Annotated in this window: 18 protein-coding genes; 12 read left to right on the plus strand and 6 right to left on the minus strand. The window is 70.7% G+C overall.

Going from position 1 to position 20,553, the window contains the following annotated elements:
• Positions 1–8: 8 nt before the first annotated feature.
• Positions 9–1,232 carry an MFS transporter gene (locus IFU11_RS00205; protein WP_192017880.1) on the plus strand — a complete coding sequence of 408 codons (1,224 nt, stop codon included), beginning with the start codon at positions 9–11 and terminating at the stop codon, positions 1,230–1,232.
• Here IFU11_RS00205 and IFU11_RS00210 read toward each other — a convergent pair.
• Together IFU11_RS00210 and IFU11_RS00215 are read right to left on the minus strand one after the other, a co-directional pair.
• On the minus strand, positions 1,229–1,996 hold the full coding sequence (locus IFU11_RS00210) for a PIG-L deacetylase family protein (protein ID WP_192017881.1): 768 nt from the start codon (positions 1,994–1,996) through the stop codon (positions 1,229–1,231). The two genes, IFU11_RS00205 and IFU11_RS00210, sit on opposite strands and share 4 nt — an antisense overlap.
• Entirely contained in the window at positions 1,993–3,225 is a 1,233-nt protein-coding gene (locus tag IFU11_RS00215) for a glycosyltransferase (protein ID WP_192017882.1), read from the minus strand. The genes IFU11_RS00210 and IFU11_RS00215 overlap by 4 nt, the downstream gene beginning before the upstream one ends.
• Positions 3,226–3,364: 139 nt before the next feature.
• Here IFU11_RS00215 and IFU11_RS00220 point away from each other — a divergent pair, with 139 nt between their 5' ends.
• The 5 genes from IFU11_RS00220 to IFU11_RS00240 all read left to right on the plus strand — a co-directional run bounded on the left by IFU11_RS00220 (position 3,365) and on the right by IFU11_RS00240 (position 8,400).
• On the plus strand, positions 3,365–3,787 hold the full coding sequence (locus IFU11_RS00220) for a VOC family protein (RefSeq protein ID WP_199862086.1): 423 nt from the start codon (positions 3,365–3,367) through the stop codon (positions 3,785–3,787).
• Between the two features lie 317 nt (positions 3,788–4,104).
• Entirely contained in the window at positions 4,105–5,376 is a 1,272-nt protein-coding gene (locus IFU11_RS00225) for an HNH endonuclease signature motif containing protein (RefSeq protein ID WP_192017883.1), read from the plus strand.
• A 411-nt stretch (positions 5,377–5,787) separates the two neighbouring features.
• Positions 5,788–6,513 (plus strand): TetR/AcrR family transcriptional regulator, encoded by a 726-nt coding sequence (locus IFU11_RS00230; RefSeq protein WP_192017884.1) that lies wholly within the window; start codon positions 5,788–5,790, stop codon positions 6,511–6,513.
• 65 nt (positions 6,514–6,578) lie between these two features.
• Complete coding sequence (locus tag IFU11_RS00235) at positions 6,579–7,094, plus strand: CarD family transcriptional regulator (protein WP_064296128.1); 516 nt, start codon at positions 6,579–6,581, stop codon at positions 7,092–7,094.
• Between the two features lie 466 nt (positions 7,095–7,560).
• Entirely contained in the window at positions 7,561–8,400 is an 840-nt protein-coding gene (locus IFU11_RS00240) for a siderophore-interacting protein (RefSeq protein WP_137241593.1), read from the plus strand.
• Between the two features lie 49 nt (positions 8,401–8,449).
• Here the strand turns inward: IFU11_RS00240 and IFU11_RS00245 are convergent, their stop codons facing one another.
• A complete protein-coding gene (locus IFU11_RS00245) occupies positions 8,450–9,448 on the minus strand; it encodes an NAD(+)/NADH kinase (RefSeq protein WP_236555474.1) in 999 nt (332 codons plus the stop codon).
• A gap of 160 nt (positions 9,449–9,608) precedes the next feature.
• Between IFU11_RS00245 and IFU11_RS00250 the strand changes: the two genes are divergently transcribed.
• Positions 9,609–10,382 (plus strand): alpha/beta hydrolase, encoded by a 774-nt coding sequence (locus tag IFU11_RS00250; RefSeq protein ID WP_192017885.1) that lies wholly within the window; start codon positions 9,609–9,611, stop codon positions 10,380–10,382.
• Positions 10,383–10,423: 41 nt separating this feature from the next.
• Here IFU11_RS00250 and IFU11_RS20095 read toward each other — a convergent pair whose 3' ends face one another.
• Positions 10,424–10,885 carry a DUF3817 domain-containing protein gene (locus tag IFU11_RS20095; protein ID WP_192017886.1) on the minus strand — a complete coding sequence of 154 codons (462 nt, stop codon included), beginning with the start codon at positions 10,883–10,885 and terminating at the stop codon, positions 10,424–10,426.
• 198 nt (positions 10,886–11,083) lie between these two features.
• Here IFU11_RS20095 and IFU11_RS00260 point away from each other — a divergent pair, with 198 nt between their 5' ends.
• Complete coding sequence (locus IFU11_RS00260; RefSeq protein ID WP_192017887.1) at positions 11,084–12,133, plus strand: LLM class flavin-dependent oxidoreductase; 1,050 nt, start codon at positions 11,084–11,086, stop codon at positions 12,131–12,133.
• Between the two features lie 6 nt (positions 12,134–12,139).
• Here IFU11_RS00260 and IFU11_RS00265 read toward each other — a convergent pair whose 3' ends face one another.
• Positions 12,140–13,354 carry a sensor histidine kinase gene (locus tag IFU11_RS00265; RefSeq protein ID WP_192017888.1) on the minus strand — a complete coding sequence of 405 codons (1,215 nt, stop codon included), beginning with the start codon at positions 13,352–13,354 and terminating at the stop codon, positions 12,140–12,142.
• Between the two features lie 104 nt (positions 13,355–13,458).
• Between IFU11_RS00265 and IFU11_RS00270 the strand changes: the two genes are divergently transcribed.
• The gene (locus IFU11_RS00270) at positions 13,459–14,193 is read left to right on the plus strand and encodes a response regulator transcription factor (protein WP_192017889.1); all 735 of its coding nucleotides are present in this window, start codon (positions 13,459–13,461) and stop codon (positions 14,191–14,193) included.
• A gap of 27 nt (positions 14,194–14,220) precedes the next feature.
• Here IFU11_RS00270 and IFU11_RS00275 read toward each other — a convergent pair whose 3' ends face one another.
• On the minus strand, positions 14,221–16,665 hold the full coding sequence (locus tag IFU11_RS00275) for an ATP-dependent DNA ligase (protein WP_192017890.1): 2,445 nt from the start codon (positions 16,663–16,665) through the stop codon (positions 14,221–14,223).
• A 111-nt stretch (positions 16,666–16,776) separates the two neighbouring features.
• On the opposite strand from IFU11_RS00275, the gene ku reads away from it, so the two are divergent.
• From ku to IFU11_RS00290, 3 genes are all read left to right on the plus strand, one after another.
• Positions 16,777–17,757, plus strand: coding sequence for a non-homologous end joining protein Ku (gene ku / locus IFU11_RS00280; RefSeq protein ID WP_192017891.1), 981 nt, complete (start codon positions 16,777–16,779; stop codon positions 17,755–17,757).
• 32 nt (positions 17,758–17,789) lie between these two features.
• Entirely contained in the window at positions 17,790–18,272 is a 483-nt protein-coding gene (locus IFU11_RS00285) for a VOC family protein (RefSeq protein ID WP_370582633.1), read from the plus strand.
• Positions 18,273–18,363: 91 nt separating this feature from the next.
• Positions 18,364–20,547: a RecQ family ATP-dependent DNA helicase gene (locus IFU11_RS00290; RefSeq protein ID WP_192017892.1), complete on the plus strand. Its 2,184-nt coding sequence runs from the start codon at positions 18,364–18,366 to the stop codon at positions 20,545–20,547.
• The last annotated feature ends 6 nt before the right edge of the window (positions 20,548–20,553 follow it).

The raw sequence follows: 20,553 nt of genomic DNA on the forward strand, positions 1-20,553 counted from the left end.
CTGAGAGCATGATCCGGCTCCCGTTCCGTCGTCCAGGCGGAGCGGGAGCCGTTCCTCGTGAGCCTCTCGGCCGCGAGGTCCTCGTCCTCGGCGGTGTCGCGTTCTTCGTGATGCTCGGGTTCGGTGTCGTGATCCCGGTCCTGCCCGTGTACGTGCGCAGTTTCGGCGTCGGTTACCTCGAGGTCGGGGCGGTCGTTTCGGTCTTCGCGCTCATGCGGCTCATCGCGAACCCGTTCGTGGGTGCGCTCGTCGACCGGATCGGTGAGCGGGTGGTGTTGGCCACCGGCATCGGGATCGTCGCGGTGTCGAGCGCGCTCGTCGGGCTCGCGGCGGACTATCCGCAGCTGCTCCTGCTCCGCGGGGTCGGAGGGATCGGGTCGGCGATGTTCTCCGTCGCCGCGATGACGCTGCTGCTGCGCACCACCCCACCGCACCGTCGTGGACGGGCGGTCGGGTTCTACCAGGGCGGGTTCCTCGTCGGCGGTATGGCCGGGCCGGCCGTCGGTGGCCTGCTCGCGACCATCTCGCTCACGGCACCCTTCTTCTTCTACGCCGGGACCCTCGCGGTCGCCGGCCTCCTCGGACTCGTGATGCTGCGCGGCAGTCGGATCGCCGCGCCGATCGAGACCGCCACGCAGGCCGAGCCCTTCCGCACCGTCCTCGCCGATCGCCGGTACCAGGCGGCGCTCCTCGCGAACTTCGCGAACGGGTGGGCGTCGATGGGCGTCCGTGGCGCACTCGTGCCGGTCCTCGTCGTGGAGGCGCTCCATGAGGAGGCCGCCTGGACCGGGATCGCCTTCGCGATCGCCGCTGTCGCGCAGACGCTCGCGCTCGGTCCCGCCGGCCGCTTCGTCGACACCGTCGGACGGCGACCCGCGATGCTCGTCGCGTTCCCGGTCGCGGCGGCGGCGCTGCTCGCCATGCCGTTCGTCGGCGAGCTCTGGCTGCTGGTCGTCGCCCTGTGCGTCTACGGTGTCGCGGCGGCCTTCCTCGGGACCGCGCCGGCGGCTGCCGTCGGAGACGCCGCGGGTGGTCGGGGAGGCCGGGCCGTCGCGGTGTTCCAGGCGACGTCCGACCTCGGCGCCATCGTCGGCCCGCTGGTCGCCGGCGCACTGCTCGACGCCTTCTCGTTCCCCGCGGCCTTCGGTTCCGCGGTCGTGCTCATGCTGCTCGTCCCCGTGCTCGCGGCCCGCATGCCACGGGAGCACCGGAACCAGTCAGCGACCGCTTAGCGGGACCGGAGTCGCAGGCCCACCGAGGTGGTGATGTCCTCGCGCTGACCACCGGAGTGGACGAGTTGCTCGCCGTCGACCGTCAGCTGGCTGGCGTGTTCCGCGAGTGCCGCGGCGACGACCGGGAGGCGGTGCTCGAGTGGGAACCACACGGCGTCGTCGCCCACCGGCTCGAGGTCGGTGCGGTGGTGCACGAGTTCCGCGAACGGCACCCCGCTCCTCCGTGCCGCGATGATCGCGGCCTCGTGCATCCGGAGATGGTCCGGGTGCCCGTACCCGCCACCGTGGTCGTAGCTGATGACCAGGTCCGGCGAGACGTGTCCGATGAGCGCGACGAGGTCGTCGGCGACGTCGTCGAGCGGCGCGAGTGAGAACGCGCCGGGGGAGACGTCGTCAGCGGGGCCGGCGAGTCCCTCGCGCACCCACCGCATGCCCGAGTCAACGTATCGCGTCGACGTCCCCGGCCGGGCCGCCGGACTCGTGCCCAACCAGAACTGCTCGGCCACGCCGAGCGTCCGGCAGGCGGCGGCGAGCTCCGACTCACGGTGGGACGCGAGTGCAGCGGTGCCGGCGAGAGACCGGAGCGGGCCGTCGACGACCTCGCCGCGCTCGCCTCGCGTGGCCGTCACGAGGACGACGCGAGCACCGTGGTCCACGAGCTCGGCGATGAGGGCACCCGAGGCGAGCGTCTCGTCGTCGGGGTGAGCGTGTGCGAACAGGACGGTGCGCCCGCTGTCGACGAGCGGGAGGAGTCCGCGGTTCACGAGGCCGAGGTCGCCGGAGCGGTGACGACGGCCGGAGTGGTGTCGAGCAAGGGACGGTAGACGTCGACGAGGGCGTCTCCCGAGCGCTGCCAGTCGAACCGCTCCGCCCGACGTCGCGCTGCCGAGCCGAGCTGCGCGAGCCGCCCCGGGTCGCCGAGGATGGACGCGACCGCAGCACCCCAGACCTGCGGGTCGCGGGAGTCGATGACGATGCCCGTCTCACCGTCGACGACGGCCTCCCGCAAGCCGCCCGAGGCGGCCACGACGGTGGGCACACCGCTCGCCGCGGCTTCCAGCGCGACGAGACCGTACGTCTCCGAGTGGGAGGGGACGAGCACGAGCGTGCTCTCGCGGAACAGCGTGGCGAGCCCGACGCGCGACTGCGGCCCGACGAAGCGGACGTCGTCGGCGACACCGAGGTCGTGGGCGAGCGCGGCGAGTTCCTCGGCGTAGCGGTCGTAGTCGACCGAGACGTCACCGGCGATGACGAGTTCGGGGCGGAGCTCGGGCGCGACCGCTGCGATGGTCTCGATGGCGAGGTCGAAGCCCTTCAGCGGGTGGAGGCGACCGGCGACCACCGCGGTCGGACGACCGGACCGGGTGCCGTCGAGCGGATGGAACAGCGTCCCGTCGACCCCGGGTGGCACGATCGACACCCGATCGGCGCGGGCTCCGAGCCGGGTGATCGCGGTGTCGGCCTCGGCTGCACTGATCGCGACGACCGCGTCCGACTCCGCGGCGAGCCGTGCCTCGCCGGCCAGGCGCCCGGGGGACTCGGCGCGCTCGCCGTGCGAGAGCGGCGTGGTGGACTCGGCGGCGATGCTGTGGAAGCTCTGCACGTGCGGGATCCCCAGCTCCCGCGCGAGGGGGAGTGCGGCCATGCCGGAGAACCAGTGGTGGGCGTGCAGGACGTCGTATCGCGGCAGTCGGGCGAGTTCGGAGCGGAAGTCCTCGACGAACTCCTCATGCCGACCCTTCGCGACCGGCTCGGCGGGACCGGCGTCGAGGAAGCGCAGGGTCACGCCGGGGGCGAGGGATGCGGCGGACGGCTGGTCGGCCGAAGAACGCCGGGTGATGACGTCAACCTCGTGGCCCGCTGCGCCCATCGCGACGGCCTGATGACGGACCACGACGTTCATCCCGCCGGCGTCACCGGAACCCGGCTCGTCACCGGGACTGGTGTGGAGCGAGATCATCGCGATGCGGAGGGGCTGGGGTTGCGAGGGCACCAGACGAGCCTAGTAGCCGTGGGCGTCCCGGCCCCTCGTGACGGAGACACCGGAACGTGCTCGCGCATGCGACGCCGGAGCGTGAGAATGATCGCGAGACGAGCGCGACGATGCGCCCGCCCAGGCGAAAGGGACGATCATGACGACGCTCAACCCGTACCTCGGCTTCCGCGGGACAGCCCGCGAGGCGATGGAGTTCTATCAGGGGGTCTTCGGTGGCGAACTGACGGTGTCGACGTTCGGCGACTTCGGCGCCGCGGTCGAGCCGGACGAGGTCGATCTGGTGATGCACTCCCAGCTGACCGGCGATGCCGGGGTCGTCTTCATGGGATCGGACACGCCGAAGCACATGGACTACAGCAGGGGCAGTGACTTCTCGATGTCACTGAGCGGGTCGGACACCGACGAGACCCAACTGCGCGAGTACTTCGAGCGGCTCTCGGATGGCGGCACCGTCCAGCAGCCGCTGAGCGTGGCCCCCTGGGGCGACTCCTTCGGCATGGTGCAGGACCGCTTCGGGATCACCTGGCTGGTGAACATCGCCGCCCCGGCAGCCGCGTAGCCGGGGAACACTTCCACCTGGACAAACCCGGCGAGGGACCTCCCGTTCCGGTGATCTTCTCCCGGTCCCTGAGCTTGTCGAAGGGCTCGCGTAGGCACTTCGACAGGCTCAGTGACCGGGAGAGGTGCCCTCGCATTCACTCCGTTCGCCGAGCCCCCTTCTCCGGTCCCTGAGCCTGTCGAAGGGCACACCAGAGACCCCGCGAAGCCCGTATCTCTCTTTCGGTCACTGAGCTTGTCGATGGGCACACGAGGAGACTTCCCCAACCGTCACGACTCAGCATCTGGAATGTCAGTGGTCCATGATGGACTGGTTCCATGACCGAGACCACCATCACCGCGATCCGCGCGAGCGACGAGTGCGCCGCGCAGCTGGCGGAATTCTCGGACGAGTGGACTGAGATCCACCGGCAGCAGGCCACGTTGGACGCACGCAAGGCGCGCCTGCTCGCCCGTTCCGCCGCCTATGCCGACGCGTTCGCCGACGCCACGGTGCCGGCCGTCTTCCCGCCGGCTGAACGGCAGGCGCTCTCCCGCCGGTCGACATGTGCGGCCCTCGCGATGGCGACCCGGACGCCGGAGCGGACGATCCAGCGTGCGACCAACGACGCCGAACGCCTCGTGAACGACGCACCGACCGTACTCGCGTCACTGGAGGCCGGCCGCATCTCGGCCCGACATGCGCAGGTGATCACCGACCAGCTCTGCGACGTCCCGACCGCGGGTCGGGCGGTGTTCCTCGAACAGGTCCTCGTCGTCGCCGAGCGCACTACTGTCGCTGGCCTCCGCACGAGTGCCCGCGTCTTGCGCGAGCGCCTCCACCCCGAATCCATCACGGCGCGCGCAACCCGCTCGGAGGTGGACCGCCGGGTCGAGTTCGAGCCCGCCGCCGACGGCATGGCCTGGGTGCACCTCTTCACCACCGCACCCATCGCCCAGGGCATCATCGAGCGCGTCGAAGCAGCGGCGGCGGAGTCGCTCAAGGCCGGTGACACCCGCACCTGCACCCAGCTGCAGGCGGACGCCCTCGCGGCGCTCGCGCTCACCGGCGTCACGCCCGAGGACGTGATGTCGAGCCCGGTGCTTCCGCATCCGATCGAGGTGCAGGAGCACATCAAGCCGACGGTGCAGATCACGGTGCCGGCGCTCACCATGGCCGGCGTCAGCGACGCCCCGGCCACCCTCGACGGGTACGGTCCGATCGATCCGGAGACCGCAGCACGTATCGCGGTCAACGCACCGAGCTTCACCCGGATCCTGGTCCAGCCGGAAACCGGCGCGGTCTTGTCGGTTGGGCGGAATCAGTACCGGGTTCCCGCCGACCTCCAACGGGCAGTGCGGCTTCGGGACGGCACCTGTCGGGCACCCGGTTGCGGGAGGCGCGCCCGGGCCTGCGACCTCGACCATTCGGTCGCGTGGGACGACGGCGGCACAACAGATGTCGGCAACCTCGCCTGCCTCTGCCGACATCACCACCGGATGAAGCACTTCCCCGGGTGGGACCTCGACCATCGGCCGGGCGGGGTCCTCGAGTGGATGACACCTGACGGCAAACGCCACCGGACGGAACCGGACCCCGCACCGTTCTGACCCCCGCCGGTCCCTGAGCTGCGCCGCCCTGAGCTTGTCGACGTGACGAAGGGTTGCTCGTGGGCACTTCGACAAGCTCAGTGACCGTGAGAACGTACGCCCGCGCCATTTCCGGTTCCCGAGTCTGTCGAAGGGTTGCTCGTGGGCACTTCGACAAGCTCAGTGAGCGGGAAAGGTGCGCCCGGAACGACGAGGAGTCCTCGTGGGCACTTCGACAAGCTCGGTGACCGTGAGAACGTACGCCCGCGCCATTTCCGGTTCCCGAGCCTGTCGAAGGGCACTCGGGTCGCGCTGCCTCGGCTCGTGGGGGAGAGGTGTGCTCGGATGGACCTGGCTGCAGGCGTGACCCGCTCGAGACCGACAGGTGCTGTCTCGGACAGCTGTCCGAGAAGTCGTGGTACACTGGTGGGAATGCCTCGCACATCAGGAGTTCCCGCCCTCGGTGTCGAGCAGTCCACCACTGAACGTCCCGCTCCGCCGTCGCGCGTCGAGCGCTTCGCTCCCATCCTCCGAGTGACGGGCGACCCCCGTGCCGAGCGCACCAGGCAGACGATCTTCGACGCCGTCGCCACCATTCTCGCCGGCCGGCCGGAACGCGTGTCCGTCGGCGACATCGTCCGGGTCGCCGGCATCAGCCGCAGCTCGTTCTACGCCCACTTCTCCAGCCTCGACGACCTCACCGCGGCCTACTTGCGCGTGCAGTTCGCCGGCCTTGCCGCGTCCGGTGTCTCGGTGCGTCCCGCGGGGGAGTCGCTGGGCAGCGCCGAGCGCGCCCGCGAAGCCTACCGACGGCTCGTCGCCCAGCTCCTCGAAGACGCACCGCTCTACTCGAGCGTGCTCGAGCTCCCCGTCGCCCGCAGCGCGTTCGACGACCTCGTCGGCGAGCACGCCGACCACCTCATCGGCTCGCTGCTTGAGCGCACCGAAGTCCCGGCCGGCATCCCGGCGGGCCTGGTCTCCGCCTATGTCGCCGGTGGCACGCTCTCCCTCGTCGACGGCTGGCGCCGCGGACGCATCGACGTCTCGGACGACGAACTGGTCGAAGCCCTGGTCGCCCTGCTGCCCGCCTGGCTGCTCGACGAACGACCCGTCGGCGCGTCACCGCCACCACCGACCCCCGAACCATCCGGCCGCTGAACCGCCGGAGCACGACGACGCCGGTGCGCGAGTACCGGTGACGACCTGAGAAGAGAAGAGGAACCATGCAGTTCATCGTTGGAGAGACCCTGGTCTACCCGCACCACGGAGCGGTCACCATCACCGAGTTGTCGAAGGTGACGATCAAGGGTGTCGAGCAGGACGTCATGACGCTTCGCGTGCACACGTCCGAGCTCACCATCAAGCTGCCGATCGCGAACGCCGACCTCGTCGGTGTCCGCGACGTCATCGACCACGACGGCGTCCAGGCCGTCTACGGCGTGCTCCGCGAGCCGTTCGTCGAGGAGCCCGGCAACTGGTCGCGTCGGTACAAGGCCAACCAGGAGAAGATGGCCAGTGGCAACGTCCACCGCGTCGGCGAGGTCGTCCGCGACCTGTGGCGTCGCGACCAGGACAGCGGCGTGTCGGCCGGCGAGAAGCGCATGCTCCAGAAGGCGCGCCAGGTGCTCGTCTCCGAACTCGCGCTCGCGCAGTCGATGACCGACGAAGAGGCGTCCGCGGGCCTCGACGAGGTGCTCGCCTCGTCGATCGCGACCCCCGAGGCCGTCGCAGCCAAGTAGGACCCATGCCAACGAAGAGCGCCCCGCCGGTNGCACGCCGACGACCGCGATGGCGACGATGGGACCGAACGACAGGGCGGCCTTGGCGATCGTCCAGGCACGGCTCTCGCGTTCCGGTGCCGGCAGTTCGGCGGGCGACACGTAGACCGGGGCCTGCCCGCCGTCACCGGACGCGCCGCCGCTGAGCTGCAACACCCGCGTGTCCGTCCACGTCCGTCCGTCGAAGTGGACCTGGCGTTCCTCGTCGGTCGGGTGCGGGTACCAGCCCGCGGCGTCGGCCTGCGACGGCTTGTCCCGCTGGAACCGCAGCACCCTCGAGTCGCCCCAGGTCTCGCCGTCGAAGTGGAGTTCCTTCGTCGGGTCGTCGGGGTGCGGGTACCAGCCTGCGGTCGTAGCCATTCCTCCAGTATGACAGCGGGATCGGGGATGCCGAGACCGTCCGATGGGCGGCAGAATGGAGACAATCATGACGACGACACCGCGACCTCGAGCCCCACGTCCACAGATGATCCTCGAGGTGATCCGCAGTTCCTGGGTCACACCGCACCTCGTGCGCCTCACCCTCGGCGGTCCCGGCTTCGCCGACTTCCAGCCCAAGGACGCCACCGACAGCTACGTGAAGATCTCCTTCGCCAAGCCTGAACTCGGCCTCGAGCCGCCGTACGACCTCGCGGCGCTCCGCGAGACGCTGGCACCCGCCGACCTCCCGGTCACCCGCACCTACACGGTGCGACGCGTTGACCAGGCGGCGGGCACCATCGACATCGACTTCGTGGTGCACGGCGATGAGGGGATCGCCGGCCCGTGGGCCGCTGCCGCGCAGCCGGGAGACCGCGTCGTGCTCGCCGGCCCCGGCGGTGCCTACCGGCCCGACCCGACCGCCGACTGGCACCTCTTCGCGGGCGACGAGTCGGCGATCCCCGCGATCGCCGCCGCCCTCGAAGCGCTCCCGGCGGATGCGAAGGGGCTCGCGTTCCTCGAGATCGGTGGGCGGGACGACCTCGTCGACCTCGACCACCCGGCCGGGGTGCAGCTCATCTGGGTCGGCCGTGCGGCCCGCGACGAATCGACGGCTGCGCTCCTCGCGACCGCCATCAGCGGACACCCGTGGCCCGACGGACGCGTGCAGGTCTTCGCCCACGGCGAGCGGGAGTCGATGAAGGCGTTGCGCGAGGTGTTCCTCACCCAACGAGGGCTCGACCGCTCCCAGCTGTCACTGTCCGGGTACTGGGCCTACGGACGCACGGAGGACCGCTTCCAGGCGGAGAAGCGCGAACCGATCGGGGTCGTCCTGCCGACGTCGTGACGCCCGCCCCGCGCCGGCGCCGGCGCCGCGCTGCGGGCGGGCGCGGGACTCAGTGCGAGGGGTCGGCCGGCTTGCTGCGCGTCCGGCGGACCCGCGACGGACGCTCGACGCGCGCGCGGATGTCCGGTGGAACGAGGTCGAGCAGCTGATCACGACGCAACGGGAGGTCGAGCAGGCTGAGTTTCATCCGGCCCTTGCGCGAGTGCCGGCTCGGGTCGAGTCGCACGACGTTGGCTGCGTCGCGCACGAGCCGGACGGTCACGACCGCGCCGCTCGCGACATCGGCGAGGACCTGGCCGTCGATCTCGACGGCGGCCTGCTTGGTCGCCGTCCCGATCGAGAACTGCAGGCGCTCCGCCGGCCCGAGGATGAACGAGCGGTCGATGCCCGACATCGGGGCGACCGGCGTCACGACGGTGGCGGCGACGGCGGGGGAGAGCACCGGCCCGCCTGCCGCGTAGTTGTAGGCCGTCGATCCGGTCGGGGTGGCGATCACGATCGCATCGGCTTTGAAGTACCCGTAGGCGGTGCCGTCCACGGCGAGGTCGGCCATGACCACGCCGGTTCCCGGGCGCCGGGCGATCGAGACATCGTTGAAGGCGAGGAGATGGGCGACCTGCTCGCCGGTGGTGATCGTCACCTCGAGGCCGTGGTGCGGTTCGAGGGAGAACTCGTTGTCGCTGACCCGTTGGAGCGCCTCCGCGAGTGCGGCCGGCTCGACCTCCACGAGGAAGCCGACGTTGCCGTAGTTGACGCCGAGCACCGGTGCGGATCGGCCGGCGAGCAGCCGCATCGCCCCGAGCATCGTGCCGTCGCCGCCCATCGCCACGGCGACGTCGACCGACGACGCGAAGGCGTCCTCGTCGAGCAGTTCGACGTCGTCGCCGAGCCGGTTGGCCTCCGCGCGGAGTCCGACGAGGCGCGCGCCGTGTTCGAGCTGCCATGAGCGGAGGATGCGGACGGAGTCGTCGATGTTCTTCGTGGGGTGCGTGATGAGGCCGATCGTCATCGACGGCCCGGTGGGGTGCTTCGTGCGAGTGGTGGTCACCCGTCGAGCATAGGCCGATCGCCTGACAGCGCGACCGGGACCCGGGCGCCCAGCCGGCAGCAGCGTGCCTCGCGACCGACGCGCGCCGGGCCGGGTTTGGGATACTGGAGGGAGCCGGTCCGCCGTGATCCTCGCGGGGCGCCGAGCGTGGAGGAACAACATGAGCGATGTGACCGAGCACCCTGGCCGACCACGGCGGGCGGGGCGGCTGAAGTCGATCCTCATCGGAGTTCTTTGCGCGGTGCTCGTCGTCGTCCTCGGGTTCGTCGTCTGGACCCAGATCGTCATGCAGGGCACCCGTCCCGCCGCACTCACGGTGTGGGAGAATCCGGCGGTCTCCGTCACCGACGTCGGCGACGCGGTGGTCCTCGCCCCGACCGCAGACGCCGAGCGCCCGGTCTCCGGTACCGGTCTCGTCTTCATCCCCGGCGCGAAGGTCGACCCGTACGCCTACCTGTACAAGCTGTCCGGCGTCGTCGAGGAGGCAGGCGTGACCGTGGTCATCACGAAGCCGACGCTCAACCTGGCGTTCTTCGACCAACGGCCGCTGGAGACGTTCACCGCCGCCGCCCCGGGCGTCGACACCTGGTTCGTCGGTGGCCACTCACTCGGTGGGGTGCGCGCCTGCCAGCTCGCGGAGGATCCCGCGGTGACGGGCCTCGTCCTGTTCGGGAGTTACTGCGCGAACGACCTCTCCGGCTCGTCCCTCGAGGTGCTGAGCCTCGCGGGGAGCGACGACGGACTGAGTACCCCGGAGAAGGTCGCCGACGCGCGCGTCCGGCTGCCCGCTGACGCGACGATGATCGAGATCGACGGGGCGAACCACGCGAGCTTCGGTGACTACGGGGTGCAGCCCGGTGACGGTTCGGCGACGATCTCCAGCGACGAGGCCCGCTCCGAGATCACGCGGGATCTGGTCGAGCTGCTCGGCTGAGGGTAGGGGTGGGCTTCAGCGGTCCGCAGGGATCCTGACGATCAGCCCTTCGGGACCGGTGGCCCGACGACGAGCAGGACCGTGAAGACGGCGACGACCACGAGGCCGCCGGCGACCACGAGCAGGATCGGGTGTCGGACGAGCCAGCGCGTCAGGCGGTCGAGGACCCGCTGGTCGCGCGGGTCGGCGCCCGCCTCACGGCGCCACGCCCCGTCGAGCCGGCCGGTGCGGTCCGCCCAGAGGTCGAAGGGGATGGTCGCGTACGGGACGACGGCGCTCACGAGGCCCACGAGGATCGTGCCGATGGGCCAGCGCTGGTTGATCCCGATCAGCAGGACCGTTGCACCGTAGACGAGGAACACGAAGCCGTGCAGCGCGCCACCGATACTCACGCCGACGTCGGTCGTCTTCGTGACGTACTTGAGGATCATCCCGATGATGAGGAGGGTCCAGGTGATCGCCTCGGCGATCGCGATCAGGCGGAAGAGGCGGCGCGGCGACACAAGGGGCTCCAAGGCTCGGGGTGCAGGTCTTCCAGCTTGCCAGGGACGGCTGAGAGGGTGCTCCCAGCGGGCGTCCGGTTCTGCCACCCTGGGTGGATCGGGAATACCCGTCGAAGCGACGGGGTTCACCGATATGTATGCAAACACATACAATCGCCGTGAGAGCCCGCGGCGAGCCACACGACGTTGGAGAACCCCATGACCACACCCCTCGAGTTCGGCATCGACACCTTCGGTGACGTCACGGTCGACGCCGACGGCGCACCACTGTCCCAGGCGCAGGTCCTGCGCAACGTCGTGGAGCAGGGCGTCCATGCCGAGGCGGTCGGCCTCGACTTCATCGGGGTGGGGGAGCACCACCGTGAGGACTTCGCGGTCTCGTCACCCGAGGTCGTGCTGGCGGCGATCGCGGCCCGCACCGAGCGCATCCATCTCGGTTCCGCCGTCACGGTGCTGAGTTCCGACGACCCGGTTCGGGTCTACCAGCGCTTCGCGACGCTCGACGGCATCTCCGGAGGGCGGGCCGAGGCCATCCTGGGCCGCGGATCCTTCACCGAGTCCTTCCCGCTCTTCGGGTACGAGCTGTCGCAGTACGAGGAGCTCTTCGAGGAGAAGCTCGAGCTGTTCGTCGCCCTCCTCGAGCAGGAACCGGTCACCTGGTCGGGCAAGACGCGCGCGCCGCTCCGGGAGCAGTCGGTCTACCCCCGGGTGGAGCACGGGAAGCTGAAGACGTGGGTCGGTGTCGGCGGAAGCCCCGAGTCGGTCGTGCGGACCGCTCGGTACGGCCTGCCGATGATGCTGGCCGTGATCGGCGGTGGACCGCTGCGGTTCGCCCCCTTCGTCGACCTCTACCACCGCGCACTCGCGCAGTTCCAGCTGCCGACCCAGCCCGTCGGCATGCACTCGCCGGCCCACATCGCCGCGACCGATGAGCTCGCGCAGGAGCAGCTCTGGCCGCACTACCGGGCGATGATGGACCGGATCGGCCGCGAGCGGGGCTGGAGCCCGATGACGCGTGGGCACTTCGAGCAGGAGGCCGGCCCGGAGGGTGCGCTGTTCGTCGGTTCGCCCGAGACGGTCGCACGGAAGGTCGCGACCGCGGTCGACGGCTTGGGGCTGTCCCGCGTGGATCTGAAGATCAGCAACGGTTCGCTGTCGCACGAGCACCTCATGGACAGCATCGGTCTGTACGGTTCCGCGGTCGTCCCGCGCGTCCGCGAACTCCTGACCGAGACCTCGACCGCCTGATCCGGCTCAGCGGATCGCCGGCGCGCGGTAGGGCATCGTCAGGGTCAGGACGGTGCCGCCGGTCTCGTCGTCGGCTGCCGGGCCGACCCTGAGGGAGCCGCCGAAGGCGCCGGCCCGTCGATCCAGCTGCAGCAGGCCGCCGGACGGTTCGGCGTCGTCGCGGAGACCGGAGCCGTTGTCGACGACGCGCAGCTCGACGGCGCCCGCCATCGTCCCTCGCCGCTCGGTGGCGGGCGACGAGACCCGGAGGTCCACGACGAGTCGGTCGGCCGCCCCGTGGGTCAGCGCGTTCGTCACGCCCTCCTCGAGCGTGCGGACGACGACCGCGCGCTCCGCGGTCGTGAAGACGTTGTCGATCGGGTCGTCGAGGAGCCGGAACTCCGGAGAGACGTCGAGACTGGTGGTGATCGACGGGGGCAGCCGTTGCAGGATCGCGCGGATGCTCGGGGCGATCCCGACCTCGAGCAGCGGCGGTGACAGGAGCCGGCTGAGTTCCCGCACGTCGCGCTCGCGCACGGTGCGGAGTTCCTCGCCGAGCGATCGCAGGGTCCTGGCCGCATCCGACCCGACGTCCGGGCCGCCCTGTTCGAGTGCTGTCGTGACGGACGCGAGCTGGGCGCTGATCAGGACGAGGTGCTGCTGCAAGGTGCCGTGCAGGCCTTCCGCGACCTCCCGCTTCACCCGCAGCTCCTCACCCTGCAGGGACTGGAGGGCGAGGTCGGCCCGGTGTCGCTGATCGGCGTGCGCGCGCTCCTCCTCGCGGGCGCGTCGCCGGGCGGCACTGAGGCTGAACCCGAACGTCGCGCAGACCGCCAGGGCGAGCGTCGTCGTCCCGGCTTCGACGAGGACCGTCTGCAGGCTCGGGTCGCGGTACACGCCCAGCAGGAGCTGGAGTCCGCTTCGCAGCAGCCCCGTCAGCATCGCCACGAGGAGGACACCCGCGAGCACCTTGGGGCGCCACCATTCGTGGAGCGACGGCCCCCACCTCGACCACAGCAGGAGTGCGAGCACGAGGATCGCCGCGCTCAACGAGACGAGGTTCGCGGTGACCCGTTCGGCGAGCATGCCACGCGTCCCGCCCGGGGCGACCCAGGTGTAGATGTAGACGCTCTGGAAGGACACCGCGAGCCCGAAGACCGCGGCCATGGCGCCACTTGCCGTGATGAACGCCCGGCTGTCGCTCCAGCGCTCAGCGCGAGCGGTCCGGGCCTCCTGGGTCATGGCTCCATTCTGACCTGCCGTGCCCGCCACCGCCGACATCGACGTGCGGTCGCTCGGGAGCTTCCCCCTCGGTCGTTCCCCGGTCGATCCGGGATACTCGGAACATGCACCACCAGTCGCACTCCGATATCTCGCCCGCCGCGCTGTCCACGGTCGGTGACGCGACGACGGACGCCGCGACCACCAGGCCGCTGCGTGTCGGCGTGATCGAGGATCAACCGCTGCTCGGCGGCATGCTCGCCGAGCTGCTCGACGGGGCGCCAGGCGTGGAGTTCGTCGGGCGTGCCGGTACGGTCGCCGAGGCCCGCAGGCTGTTCCTCCCGGGAACGGTGGACGTGCTGACCATGGACATCGAGCTCCCCGACGGCAACGGGGTGAGCCTCGGCGTCTCCCTCCGCCGGGCGCAACCCGGCCTCGGTGTCGTCCTGCTGTCCGCCTACGACCTCATGGACATGCTGCTCGAGATGCCGGCCGACGTCCGCGACGGGTGGAGCTACCTGTCGAAGACCTCGTCACTCACGCGCGAGATCCTGCTTGAGGCCATCCGGGTCTCCGCTCGTGGCGAGACGATGCTCGATCCCGAACTCATCGACCGGACCCGGCCCAGAGCTGGGTCGAGTCTCGAGTCGCTCACCGATCGGCAGTACGCCGTGCTGCAGCTGCTCGCGACCGGTCGTTCGAACACGGGGATCGCGACCAGGCTCGGGATCGCGGAGAAGTCCGTCCAGAACCACCTCACGGCGATCTACGCGGCGCTCGGGATCGAGCACGACACCTCGAGCAACCCGCGGGTCTCGGCCGTCCTCGCCCTCCTCGCCGAATCCGGCCGCTTGTCCTGACAGGACGTCCGCGGTCGATGCGCGGGCTCAGCGTCCGCGGTCCGGCGCTTCGAGGTCGTCCACCGTCCGATCGGGGCGCCATCCGCGCCAGACCGGATGCCTGAACCGCCCGTCCGGTGTCCACTCGCTGAAGCGGACCTCCCCGATGAGGACCGGTTCCACCCAGTTGGCGTCGGCCGCATCGGCCGGTGGGACACCCACGAGTGTCGTCGACGCCCGACCCAGCCGTTCGAAGCGGAGCGCGGTCGCCGCCAACTCCCGGTCGCTGAAACCGCTTCCGACCCGACCCGCGTAGTGCAGCAGTCCGTCCGAGCCCGGCACCCCGAGCAGGAGTGACCCGATCCCACCCGAGCGCCCGCCCCGACCGGGACGCCAGCCGGCCACGACGACCTCCTCCATGCGTTCGTGCTTGAACTTGACCCAGGTGCTGCTGCGTCGACCCGGCCGGTAGCGGCCGTCGAGCTCCTTCGCCATCACGCCCTCCAACCGCAACCCGCGACTCACCTCGAGCGCATCGTCGAGCGAGCCGTCGATCGTCGGTGGCACCTGGACGACGGTCCCGGATTCGATCGTCCGCTCGAGCAGCTCGCGACGCTCCCGGTACGGCAGCTCCGTCCGATCCGTGTCGTCCAGCGCGAGCAGGTCGAACAGCAGCAGCCGGACCGGCGTCCGACGGCGCTCCCGTTCGACGTCCCGCTCCGCGGTGAGCTGCATCCGACGCTGCAGCAGCGAGAAGTCGGGACGGCCGTCGGGTCCCGACGCCACGATCTCGCCGTCGAGGACGACCGCACGGCCGGCGAGCGACGCCGCGAGCTCCTCGACCACCTCCGGGTACGCCGCCGTGAGGTCCTTGCCGTTCCGGCTCGACAACCGCACCCGCCCCGTCGAGCCGTCGACGCTCGCGATCGCACGGATGCCGTCCCACTTCATCTCGAACGCCCAGGAACCGTCGTCGACCAGCTCGCCGGGTACCGCGACACTCGCGAGCATGGGGGTGGGGATCCCACGAGGCCGTGCGACCGGTGGAGCCGGCGGGTCACCCGGGGCCCGCATCCGGTGGATGAGCCACGACGGCGCCTCCCGTCCCGTCCCGCCCGCGGTCCGGATGAGTGCGAACCGCATCGGCCCGCCGAGCGCGTCTCCCGCCCGGCCGTGCAGGGTCCCGATGACCTCGTCGTCGCGCCACTTCTCCAGCTCGTAGGTGCCCGCGTCCCAGATGGTCACCTCACCGGCCCCGTACTCGCCAGCGGGGATCGTGCCCTCGAAACTGCCGTACTCGATGGGGTGGTCCTCCGTGCGCACCGCCAGGTGGTTGCTGCTCGGATCCGTCGGCACCCCCTTCGGCAGGGCCCATGACACCAGCACGCCGTCGTGCTCGAGTCGGAAGTCATGGTGGAGTTTCCGGGCCTCGTGTCGCTGGATCACGAACGAGGGCGGTGCCCCGGCAACGGCAGGCGTCGGCGGTCCGTCCGGGACGGGCTCGGGCGTCCGCTCCGCATCCCGCTTCCGCCGGTACTCCACGAGCCGGTCCTCGTGCTCCGACGGGCGGATCGTGATCGACGGACGCGGGTCGCCGAGCACCCGCAACGGGTCCTCACCGTCCGCCAGACGCTCGAGCACCGCAGGGAACTCCAGCTGCGCCAACCCGGGATCGTCGAGCTCCTCCCACCGGCGAGGAGCCGCCACCGTCGGCCGTGACCGACCCCGCAACGAGAGCGGCGCGATCGTCGTCTTCGACCCGTTGTTCTGACTCCAGTCGACGAAGACCCTCCCCGTGCGTCGCTGCTTCGACATCTCGCTCACCACGAGGCCCGGCTCGTCCGCGGCCAGCGCCCGCGCGAGCTCATGCGCCACGAGCGACACCTCCTCGGAACTCTGCCGACCGTCCAACGCCGCGTACAGGTGGATCCCCTTGCTCCCACTCGTGAGCGGAACCGGATCCAACCCCATGTCCACCAACACCGCCCGCGCCAGGCCCGCGACCCCCGCGCACTCGGGGAGGGACACCCCCTCACCCGGATCGAGGTCGAGGACGAGACGGTCGGGCGGACGGCGCTCGCCGGATCGGTCGAACCGCCACTGCGGCACGTGCAGCTCGAGCGCACCCAGCTGCGCCAGCCACGTGAGTGTCGCGAGATCGTCGACGATCGGGTACTCGTTCGTGTGATCGCTGTGCTCGATGGGGAGCCGCTGGACCCAGTCGGGAGCCGAGGAGCCCAGGTCCTTCTGGAAGAACCCCGACTCCGGCGACGCAGCCGTCCCGACGCCGTGCACCCAGCGTTTCCTGGTCACCGGCCGATCGGCCAGGTGCGGGAGGAGGTGTTCGGCGACCGCGGCGTAGTAGGCGAGGACCTCGGCCTTCGTCGTGCCGGTCTCGGGGTACAGCACCTTGTCGAGATGGGTGAGCTGGATCCGGCGTCCGTCGACGTCGACCCACTGCGTCTGCGCGCCGCCACCGCTCGTCCTCGCCATGGCGATCAGCCTGCCGCCCACGGGCGTCAAGGGCTAGCCCTTGACGATGTTCCGGGTGTCTACTGGTCACCACGACAGCGCGGGCGGATCCGCCGGCGGACGGGAGCGGTCATGCGCGCGATCTGGAAGGGTGCGGTCACCTTCGGCCTGGTGAACGTCCCGGTGAAGGTGTACAGCGCCACGGAGGACCACGACCTCTCGTTGCACCAGGTCCACGACGCCGACGGCGGGCGCATCCGGTATCAGCGCAAGTGCGAGGTCTGCGGCAAGGTCGTCACCTACGACCACATCGACAAGGCGTACCAGGACGGCGAGCAGACGGTGGTCCTCACCGCCGACGACCTGGCATCGCTCCCCGAGGAACGCAGCCGCGAGATCGAGGTCGTCGAGTTCGTGCCGAGCGACGACCTCGACCCGATCATGTTCGACCGCAGCTACTTCCTCGAACCGGACTCCTCCTCGTCCAAGGCCTACGTCCTCCTCCGGCGGACGCTCGAGGAGACCGACCGCACGGCCATCGTGCGGTTCGCCCTCCGCCAGAAGACGCGTCTCGGCGCCCTCCGGGTGCGCGAGGACGTCATCCTCCTGCAGACACTGCTCTGGGAGGACGAGGTCCGCGAGGTGCGGTTCCCGGCCCTCGAGGAACGCGTCCGCATCTCCGCCAAGGAACTCGAGATGTCGGAGGCGCTCGTCGAGTCCTTCTCGTCCCGCTTCCGCCCGGACGCGTTCGTCGACGAATACCAGGCACAGCTCCGGAAGCTCATCGACGCGAAACTCGAGCAGGGCGACGCACTCGACACCGCCGCCACCTTCGGCGAGCAGCCCGAACCCGACGACGACACGGGCGCCGAGCCGATCGACCTCATGGAGGTGCTGCAACGCAGCATCGAACGGCAGCGCGGCACGACCGGCGCGAAGACGGCGAGTGGAGCGAAACGGTCCGGCACCGCCAAGCCCGCCGCGACGAGCAGCTCGGCGAAGACCGGTACCGCGAAGACGGGCACCGCCAAGACGAGTAGCGCGAAGACCGCTACCGCCAAGACCGCGGCGTCGAAGCCGTCGACCGCGACGAAACGCAAGAAGAGCGCCTGAGCGACGACGCCCGGGCTGAGAGGGAGCACGACATGATGGAGCACCGCATCACCCCGTTCCTCTGGTACGACTCGCAAGCCGAGGAGGCGGCGACCTTCTACGTGTCACTGTTCCCCGACTCCCGGATCACCTCGGTGAGCCGCTACCCGGAGGGCGGACCCATGCCGGCGGGCCAGGCGATGGTCGTCGAGTTCGAGCTCGAAGGACTGCCCGTCAGCGCGATGAACGCCGGGCCCATCTTCTCGTTCACCGAGGCGTTCTCCTTCTCCGTCAGAGCCGACACCCAGGACGAGATCGACCGGCTCTGGGACGCCCTGATCGCCGACGGCGGTGCCCCGAGCCAATGCGGCTGGCTCAAGGACCGCTGGGGACTGTCCTGGCAGATCGTGCCCGGCATCCTCGCCGAACTGCAGAACGACCCCGACCGGGAACGCGCGGCGCGAGCCATGCAATGCATGATGGGGCAGACCAAGTTCGTCATCGCCGAACTCGTCGCCGCTGCGGACGGTCGGTAGCGGCTCCTCCACAACCGACCAACCGACGGCACACCGCCCCTCCGAGACGCCGGCGCAGTCCACCGTCAGCAGCTCCTGACAGACTTGCCGCATGTCCCACCCCAGCGCGCCCACCCCCGCCCACCCCGAACCGACCCCCACCGGATCGGTCGCCGAGGCGACGGCGGCGCTCGCCGCACTCACGGGCGTTCCGGGGGCCACGTTCCACGACGGTCAACTCGAGGCGATCCTCGCGCTCGTCGACGAACATCGTCGTGCGCTCGTCGTCCAGCGCACCGGTTGGGGCAAGTCCGCCGTCTACTTCATCGCGACCGCCCTTCTGCGCCGACGGGGCGCCGGGCCGACGCTGTTGGTCTCGCCGTTGCTCGCGCTCATGCGCGACCAGGTGGCGGCCGCCGAGCGCGCCGGCGTGCGCGCGGTGGCGATCAACTCGGCGAACGCGCACGAATGGGACGACGTCCGGGCGCGCCTGGAGGCCGACGAGGTCGACGTCCTACTCGTGTCACCCGAGCGGCTCAACAATCCACGCTTCCGCGATGAACAGCTCCCGACCCTCGTGGCCCGGACGGGCATGCTGGTGGTGGACGAGGCGCACTGCATCTCCGACTGGGGACACGACTTCCGACCCGACTACCAGCGGCTCGCCGAACTGATCGGACGCCTCCCGGCCGAGGTCCCGGTCCTGGCGACCACCGCGACGGCCAACGCACGCGTCGTCCGCGACATCGCCGAGCAGCTCACCGCACCCGGCGCCGCAGGCTCCCACGGAGCCGAGGTGCTCACCATCCGTGGCTCGCTCGCGAGGGCGTCCCTCCGGCTCGGCGTGCTCCGGCTGCCGGAGTCACGGGACCGCCTCACCTGGCTGCTCAGCCACCTCGGCGGGCTCACCGGGTCCGGCATCATCTACACGCTCACGGTGTCCGCCGCAGAGGACACCGCGCGGCTGCTGCGCGAGGCCGGTCACGAGGTCCGGGCCTATACGGGCCGGACCGATCCCGACGAACGCGAAGAGTCCGAGCGGCTCCTCAAGGAGAACCGCCTGAAGGCGCTGGTCGCGACGAGCGCGCTCGGCATGGGGTTCGACAAACCGGACCTCGGGTTCGTCGTACATCTCGGCGCTCCGTCCTCGCCGGTCGCGTACTACCAGCAGGTCGGTCGCGCCGGCCGCGCCACCGAGCACGCAGACGTCCTGCTCCTGCCCGGAGCGGAGGACGAGGAGATCTGGCAGTACTTCGCGACCGCGTCGATGCCGGACGAAGCGCGGGCCACCGCGGTCCTCGACGCACTCGACAGCCAGCCGCGGTCCACGCCCGCGCTCGAGGCGCTCGTCAACCTGCGCCGCACACCCCTCGAACTGCTCCTCAAGGTGCTCGACGTCGACGGCGCGGTCCAGCGGGTGGCCGGGGGATGGGTGTCGACCGGCCAGCCGTGGGTCTACGACCGGGAGCGGTACCGGCGGATCGCCGAGGCCAGGGTGGCGGAGCAACAGGCGATGCTGGCCTACGAGCGCGGCGACGAGTGCCGGATGCTCGTGCTGCAACGTGAGCTCGACGACGCGAGCGCGGTGCCCTGTGGCCGATGCGACCGGTGCGCCGGGCCGTGGTTCCCCACCGAACTCGACAGCGCCGCGGCCGTCTCCGCTTCGGAGGCACTCGGTCGGGTCGGCGTCGAGCTCGAACCGCGGGCGCAGTGGCCCACGGGAGCCGACCGCCTCGGCGTCACCGCGGACGGCGCAGCGGTGAAGGGGCGCATCGCGCTCGACGACCGCCTCGAACCCGGGCGCGCGCTCGCTCGGCTCACCGACCTCGGCTGGGGCGGTGTCCTCCGTGAACTCTTCGCCGCGGGCGCACCCGATGCTCCCGCCTCCCGTGCCGTCATCGACGCGAGCGTCCGCGTCCTGGCGGATTGGCCGTGGGCGCAACGACCGGCCGCCGTGGTCAGTGTGCCGTCACGGTCGCGTCCGCAGCTCGTCGACTCCGTGGCGAGGGGCATCGCGTCGCTCGGGCGACTGCCCTACCTCGCGGAGCTCGACCTCGTCGGCGACGGCCCGCGCGGTGGTCCGGGCGGCAACAGCGCCTACCGCCTGGCCGGCGTCTGGGACGCCTTCACCGTCGGATCCGAACTCCGGGCGCAGCTCGCAGCGTTGGAGGGCGCACCGGTCCTGCTCGTCGACGACCGCGCCGACAGTCGGTGGACGCTCACCGTCGCCGGTCGCGCGCTCCGCCGCGCCGGTTCCGGCCCGGTCCTCCCGTTCGCGCTCGGGATCGTCGGCTGATCGCCC

This window comes from Plantibacter sp. CFBP 8804 (assembly GCF_014841225.1).
GTDB classification, from domain to species: Bacteria; Actinomycetota; Actinomycetes; order Actinomycetales; family Microbacteriaceae; genus Plantibacter; species Plantibacter auratus.

Excerpts from the sequence above, each read along its gene's own strand:
- IFU11_RS00285 (WP_370582633.1), top strand. The coding sequence starts at position 17,790 with ATGATGGAGCACCGCATCACCCCGTTCCTCTGGTACGACTCGCAAGCC.
- IFU11_RS00205 (WP_192017880.1), top strand. The coding sequence starts at position 9 with ATGATCCGGCTCCCGTTCCGTCGTCCAGGCGGAGCGGGAGCCGTTCCT.
- ku (WP_192017891.1), top strand. The coding sequence starts at position 16,777 with ATGCGCGCGATCTGGAAGGGTGCGGTCACCTTCGGCCTGGTGAACGTC.
- IFU11_RS00270 (WP_192017889.1), top strand. The coding sequence starts at position 13,459 with ATGCACCACCAGTCGCACTCCGATATCTCGCCCGCCGCGCTGTCCACG.
- IFU11_RS00275 (WP_192017890.1), bottom strand. The coding sequence starts at position 16,665 with ATGGCGAGGACGAGCGGTGGCGGCGCGCAGACGCAGTGGGTCGACGTC.
- IFU11_RS00235 (WP_064296128.1), top strand. The coding sequence starts at position 6,579 with ATGCAGTTCATCGTTGGAGAGACCCTGGTCTACCCGCACCACGGAGCG.
- IFU11_RS00240 (WP_137241593.1), top strand. The coding sequence starts at position 7,561 with ATGACGACGACACCGCGACCTCGAGCCCCACGTCCACAGATGATCCTC.
- IFU11_RS00225 (WP_192017883.1), top strand. The coding sequence starts at position 4,105 with ATGACCGAGACCACCATCACCGCGATCCGCGCGAGCGACGAGTGCGCC.
- IFU11_RS00260 (WP_192017887.1), top strand. The coding sequence starts at position 11,084 with ATGACCACACCCCTCGAGTTCGGCATCGACACCTTCGGTGACGTCACG.
- IFU11_RS00265 (WP_192017888.1), bottom strand. The coding sequence starts at position 13,354 with ATGACCCAGGAGGCCCGGACCGCTCGCGCTGAGCGCTGGAGCGACAGC.
- IFU11_RS00290 (WP_192017892.1), top strand. The coding sequence starts at position 18,364 with ATGTCCCACCCCAGCGCGCCCACCCCCGCCCACCCCGAACCGACCCCC.
- IFU11_RS00230 (WP_192017884.1), top strand. The coding sequence starts at position 5,788 with ATGCCTCGCACATCAGGAGTTCCCGCCCTCGGTGTCGAGCAGTCCACC.
- IFU11_RS00220 (WP_199862086.1), top strand. The coding sequence starts at position 3,365 with ATGACGACGCTCAACCCGTACCTCGGCTTCCGCGGGACAGCCCGCGAG.
- IFU11_RS00250 (WP_192017885.1), top strand. The coding sequence starts at position 9,609 with ATGAGCGATGTGACCGAGCACCCTGGCCGACCACGGCGGGCGGGGCGG.